Here is a 5,675-nt window from a genome sequence, read left to right on the forward strand (position 1 = left end):
GTGACCGATCCGCCGATCCACATGTCCGATGCCTCGACGCGCAACCGGCCGGGCGATCATTCCACGCTGTCCGCCTCGTGCATCCCGCATGCGCGACGCAATTACGTCGATGTGGTCGAGGCCTTTCCGGAAGAAGTGGCCTTTGTCCTGCACACGCTGCGCGCCGTCTTCCACACCGACGCGCAGGCCAAGCAGCAGGGGCTCTCGCCCGCCGAGCGCCTGCTCCTTCACCAGAAGGAAAGCGGCCCACGGATGAAGGCGCTGCAAGACTGGATGGCCAAGCAGTTCGCGGAGCACACCGTGGAGCCCCACTCAGGACTCGGCCAGGCGATCGCGTACATGCAGAACCACTGGGAGAAGCTGACCCTGTTCCTGCGCGTGCCGGGCGCCCCACTCGACAACAACATCACCGAACGTATACTCAAAAAGGCCATTCTGCATCGGAAGAACGCGCTCTTCTATCGCACGTTGAACGGCGCGCGCGTCGGTGATCTGTTCATGACCCTGATCCATACCGCCGAACTCCACAAGATCGAGCCGTTCCACTACCTCGTTTCCCTGCTGCGCCACTCGGGCCAGGTGGCGCTCGATCCGGCGGCCTGGATGCCCTGGAACTATAGCGAAGCCCTCGCACACGCCGAGGCGGAGAGTACCGAACCTCCGCCGGACTAACCCGGCAGCGCAACGATCTCCAACGTTCCGAACGGAAGCGAACGCCGGGTTGCCGCTGGAGCTTGCCTGCGCACGGCCGCGGGGCCGCGCGCCACCCGTGGCGGTCACCGCGGATCAGCCGCCGCGCGGCTGAGGCCCGCGCGACCGGGGTTTCGCAGCGTTGCCGAAAGGACACGGAAAATCGACACATCGAAAATGTCTCGAAAAGGCTGCGACTTGACCCAAGGCGCGGAATGCTTACAATCCCCATAACTGCTGCCGCCAAGGCGCTTTAGTCCAACGAGGTTTATCTGCCGCGGATACGTCTGCAGTTGAACTCGACCGGCTCGGCGCGGCAGATAAACGCTATTCGTTAGGCGTCACTCTTCAGAACCGGAGATCGCATTATGAACTGGCCAACTGCCTACGGAGAAGAAGAAGCAAAGCTCCGTCGGTTCTACCCGAATGAGCCTCTCTACTGCGACGATCCCTCGTTCTGGTATTCCGGCGAAGTCTTTCACCTGTTCACGCCTTGTGACACCGCTAGATTGCCAAACACTGTGCGCACGCGCGGAGTTGGCGAACAGGCGCCGTATTGGACGCCCGATGCTGACATGCAAGCCCACATGCGGTCTGTCGCAGCTGAGCCTCAAAATCTTCGACGCCTAGTTCTGCCAACCCCAGAGAATAAGAAGAAGACCAACCCAAACTTCTCGCGCTTTCCCGTCAACTATGGGTTGTTACAGCCGCAACTCTCCGAGTTCGAGATTGATGACACCATTCGCGTAGCGTCGCTCACGCATGAAGCCATAGACCTCGAACGGGCAAACTATCTCGATCAGCTCACAACTAACATCTGGCCGGACAGGTCTCGACCGGGGACCCATCTCACCCTACGGGCATCCGAAACGGTCGCAGGCCGGCTCGGCGCGCTACGACCACAAAGTTGTCTGGCCAACACTCTTGGGGCCGCGCTAGTTCTAATTGATCAATTCGGCTTTCCCCTCCTTCGATTTCGAGGCCGCCCCGGGGACCTCCCAAACCGCCAGGAAGGGACGCGTATGGCAGTTATGGAGAAGGGGTGGCACTGCGGCGCCTCCGGAGTTACTACATGGCAGGACCTACTTTGGAACGATGCCGACAACGGCGTCGCAGACTTGAGATGGCTGATTCGCGGAATCGAAAACGGAATGTGGCGCGAGTTGAAAGAGGAAACGGGCTTGCTCCCGACGGATGGCATTTCGCTTTACCCCCTTGCATTCGCCCGCGAACTTAAGCGGGCTGGAAAACCAAATTTCTTCTTCGTGGCTGAGGCCTCGAATATGTCCTGTGCCGACCTGCAAACACTGATTGAATCCCGAAACCCCACGGACAAGAATGAGTACAGTGAAGGCAGTTGGCGAGAGCGCGTTCGCCTTCTCAACCCGGCAACATGGATATCGGCAGTTCTCATTGACGAGAAGCCCGTCGCATTTCTGTCGCTAAAGGAACTTCACCTCGGCTACCTCGCAAAGTACGGGACAGCAGATGCAGGAACTACCGGATTTACCTATGAAAATTACGCCGCGCTACGCCTCGCGTCCAATTGGTGGAGTGCAGTACGAGAGCAAAGACGGTGACTACATCAAATTCAAGTTGCAGAGCTAGGATCAAAGGCATCGCGCTCAGTGTATTTGTTGCTATCGACAAGTGTCAGCCCGCCGTAAAGGAGGCGCGATCTAGCCACAAATTAGCGCTCGGTGCGTTCCTGATGCTTATCATGTTGCAAGTTCTGCCCCGGCCAGACTTTTTGCCAGTAGTCACCAGGTTGGGACTTTTGATGGAGACCGCATTACTTTGTGCAATGAACTTACTCTTTCTCGGGCTCTGCGCCTTTTGGTTTTGGCTCTACTTCGCCGATCGTGAATCGGAGTTAGTTCGCGTCAGACCACAGTTTCTTGCGCAGCCAATTTCGATTCGCCTTGCCTTGCCAGACGTACATTCCTCGCAGCTCATCCTTCTCGTGCTACCGCTAATGCTTGCAGCGTTCGTTGCGCTGGCGGCCGCTCTCGCTGCGCAGGCAGCATTTCTTGTTCTGCTGCTATCAGACCTCCATCCGTCCAGACTCCTGCTGGATTCGCAAGGCTTGGATTGCACTGGCTTTGGCACCGTCGATCAGCGCGCTCTACTCGCAGTCTTCTCGACGGTTCTTGGTAGTGATCATGCATGCATGAAATTGTCTTCTGCCACATCACTCGGGGCCCTCTTGATCGGTTGCCTCTGGGCTGCTCGCTCGGTACTTGCCGCGGTCGCTTTTGGGGTTTTTTGTACAATTCGGCACGGTGATAGTGAGACGGCACCGATCATCGAGCGATTGATCAGTTTCGAGCAATCTACTTATTGTGTAAATACAGAGCGAAGGCAGTTATGCAAGAACATGAGCGGAACGAGCGGAGCGAGTCACTTGAGTACTTGCGAACGGAATTCGAAGTGTCTTGGCGGCACCTTGGTGCGCTTGAGGATAAACGCCTTTGGCTCTTCGTTGGATTCTGCATATTCTTGGGACTAGTCTTGTTGGCCGTATCAGAGTTGGCGGCCAGCGGATCTCAAGCGTTGGTTGCATGCGCCCACTTCGCAAATGCCCTAGCATTGCTATCAGTGTCATTCGCCTGCAGAAATATCGCTCGCAGCGAGCGCCAAGCTACCGAGCGCTATCGCAACAAGCTCAACCTTCTTCGCCGAACAATCCTGGAAATCATTGGCTCCGCCAAACTGAATGCAATGCAAGTTGAAGGTAACGCGAACGCCCTCCAAATAGCAGACAATGCCCCAAAGGAGTTGCACATTGCCGACTTGGCCGACAGAAGGCGTTGGAATACAGCACTATTTATGAAGCTTGTCTACGACGCTGGAGTATTCGCTGGCACAGTCTATTTGGGCATGATGCTGGCGTCCGTAGCTACTGCACCGTGACGCCTAATTCTAGTGCGCGTTCAAGTTGATACTAACAATCCAAGGCCAGGCAGTGAGGCTCCGGATGCTAGCTCTATTTGCTGCCAACCTCGGCAGACCGTCCTCAAGCTGCCGGCGAACCGATTCAAGATCATTGAATACTCGATTGGGGAATTCTTTCTCTCGTAACTCGTCCCAGACATGCTCCTGCGGGTTCAGCTCCGGCGAGTACGGCGGCAGTCGAAGCAGCCGCATGTTCTCCGGCACCACCAGGTCATGTGCCTTGTGCGAACTCGCTCCGTCCACCACCATGACGATGAAGTCTCGCCGATGAGCCGAGCTGACTTGGGCGAGGAACTCGCTCATGTGGGTGGTGTTCATGATGTGGGTGATCATCCAGTCGAACTGTCCCTGCAGCGAGCTGACGGCGCCGTAGACGTACAAGAACTCGCGCTCGTAGCCGTTGCCGACCATCGGGCGTGCCGGTTTCGGAGCCCAGCAGCGCCGGATGCGCACCATGCGGCCGAAGCGGGCCTCGTCCTGGAACATCAGCCGCACCTTTCGGCCGCGAACATCCTGCGGCTTCAGCAAGGCTGCCAGCTCGCCAGGAAGTTTTTTTCCAGTCCTCCTGGACAGAAGGGTCGTTCTTGGGGTGTCGGGTGTCCGGAGCTCCCTTGCGCCAGCCGTGGCGAGCGAGCATGCGGTACACCACCGAAGGCGCAATCGGATGCCCCAATCGCTGCGCCAGCGCTGCGCGGATTGGGGAGACAACCAACACGCCGCCTTGGGCAGACCGTTGCCGCCATGGCTCAAGGAACGACTTTTCCTCCTCCAGGCTCATGGCTGCATGGCGCCGGCCACCCCACTGAGGCGCTGCAGTGGCCGGCCGCGCGACGCGATCTCGCAGCCGCGACTGGTATCGCGCCACCGTTGCCCGACCCACACCCAGCACGGCAGCCGTCTGCTCCAGCGTGGTCCCCAGCAGCGCCGGCATCAGCACCGCCTGCGCGCAGCGCTTCGAGGGTATTGGCCTGCAGCGCCAGCTCCTGCGCTTTGGCCACCAATTCCGTATCTACCCGCCTCGGTCTGGCCATGCGATGCCTCCGTCGATGTCGACAGATTCAAGCATGCCATAGTTCGTCTCATCTTGAAAGCTACTTGGAATCAGCCACGTTGATCGATCTCGTTCTTCCTTGTTCTGGCTCAGTTTCCACTTGCCGACCATCCTGGTTACCTCAACCTCAATGCCAACGATGGCCGATAGCATCTGGTCGATGTATTCAGGTGAAGAATCCGTCATCTTCCAAGGCCGCGGTGATCCGGTCTGCGCTTCATGAGTTCGCGTAAGTCGCGCCACCACGCCACGCACGAACCGTTCGTTGTCCCTGATGTAGAGCTTGCCGTGCACGTGCACCACGCGGTAGTTCCAAGTCGGGACTTTTGTGGAAATCGTGCTTGCTGGGATACCAGTTCGGCGAGACATACACGTCTTCGGCACGGAAGATCACCAACACCTCATCCCCGTCCTTGGTTTCCTTCCACAACGGATTCGCGCGAGCAACGTGCGCCAACAGCCTTTTCGGACTCTTGCCCGCCTCATCGGTGGTGTCCATCAAGTGTATAATAACCTCTAATATATTGATTATAATACACTATATTAGTCTCATATCCACGTCTGGACCAGGCCTTGATCATCGTTCCGGCCACCCCCTACGCCGCCACCTGCATCAGATAGGGCGGCTTGGGTGGTCGAGGTCGTCGGCGCGCCGGTCGTGGGGGGTAGCGGCATGCGCTGGAGCACCTGCGCGAACAGCGTTTCGTGTGCACGGCCAAAGAAGCGCTCGGCGGCGGTTGTGCCGTCGGCGCGACGGATGTGGTAGTTGTGCACGGCGGTGAGCGCCGCGAGCTTGCGGTCGCTCAGGCGATGGCGGCCCTGGTGATGCAGGGCCAGTTGTCCGTTACGGCCCTCCACCCCGGAACTGCTGCGCTGGAAGCGATCGGCGCATTCGCCGGCCACCTGTTCCAGGCGCGCGATCTCGGTGGACGGTAAGGCCTGGATCGGATGCGCGCCGTGACGCAGCGGTTCGAGCAAC

The 5,675-nt window shown here is 58.5% G+C and carries 6 protein-coding genes and 2 pseudogenes; 4 read left to right on the forward strand and 4 right to left on the reverse strand.

Annotation, left to right across the window (positions count from 1 at the left end):
• From E4Q08_RS22875 to E4Q08_RS22890, 4 genes are all read left to right on the forward strand, one after another.
• Nucleotides 1–672: IS66 family transposase (locus E4Q08_RS22875; RefSeq protein ID WP_169072101.1), on the forward strand; the 672-nt coding region annotated here is incomplete at its 5' end.
• 386 nt (nucleotides 673–1,058) lie between these two features.
• The gene (locus E4Q08_RS22880; protein WP_169072102.1) at nucleotides 1,059–2,270 is read left to right on the forward strand and encodes a hypothetical protein; all 1,212 of its coding nucleotides are present in this window, start codon (nucleotides 1,059–1,061) and stop codon (nucleotides 2,268–2,270) included.
• The gene (locus E4Q08_RS22885; protein WP_169072103.1) at nucleotides 2,267–3,199 is read left to right on the forward strand and encodes a hypothetical protein; all 933 of its coding nucleotides are present in this window, start codon (nucleotides 2,267–2,269) and stop codon (nucleotides 3,197–3,199) included. The genes E4Q08_RS22880 and E4Q08_RS22885 overlap by 4 nt, the downstream gene beginning before the upstream one ends.
• A gap of 5 nt (nucleotides 3,200–3,204) precedes the next feature.
• Nucleotides 3,205–3,603 carry a hypothetical protein gene (locus E4Q08_RS22890; protein ID WP_169072104.1) on the forward strand — a complete coding sequence of 133 codons (399 nt, stop codon included), beginning with the start codon at nucleotides 3,205–3,207 and terminating at the stop codon, nucleotides 3,601–3,603.
• 9 nt (nucleotides 3,604–3,612) lie between these two features.
• Here the strand turns inward: E4Q08_RS22890 and E4Q08_RS22895 are convergent, their stop codons facing one another.
• The 4 genes and pseudogenes from E4Q08_RS22895 to E4Q08_RS22910 all read right to left on the reverse strand — a co-directional run.
• Nucleotides 3,613–4,305: an IS630 family transposase gene (locus E4Q08_RS22895; RefSeq protein WP_256436043.1), complete on the reverse strand. Its 693-nt coding sequence runs from the start codon at nucleotides 4,303–4,305 to the stop codon at nucleotides 3,613–3,615.
• Nucleotides 4,202–4,576 (reverse strand): annotated as a pseudogene (locus E4Q08_RS26305) (winged helix-turn-helix domain-containing protein); the annotation flags it as partial. The pseudogene E4Q08_RS26305 and the gene E4Q08_RS22895, both read right to left, overlap by 104 nt.
• A 78-nt stretch (nucleotides 4,577–4,654) precedes the next feature.
• A pseudogene (locus E4Q08_RS22905) lies at nucleotides 4,655–5,156 on the reverse strand (FMN-binding negative transcriptional regulator); the annotation flags it as partial.
• An 89-nt stretch (nucleotides 5,157–5,245) separates the two neighbouring features.
• On the reverse strand, nucleotides 5,246–5,675 hold a 430-nt coding region (locus tag E4Q08_RS22910), incomplete at its 5' end, for a DUF6399 domain-containing protein (protein ID WP_248595105.1).

The sequence above is a fragment of the Candidatus Accumulibacter contiguus genome, assembly GCF_012940005.1.
Lineage (GTDB): Bacteria > Pseudomonadota > Gammaproteobacteria > Burkholderiales > Rhodocyclaceae > Accumulibacter > Accumulibacter contiguus.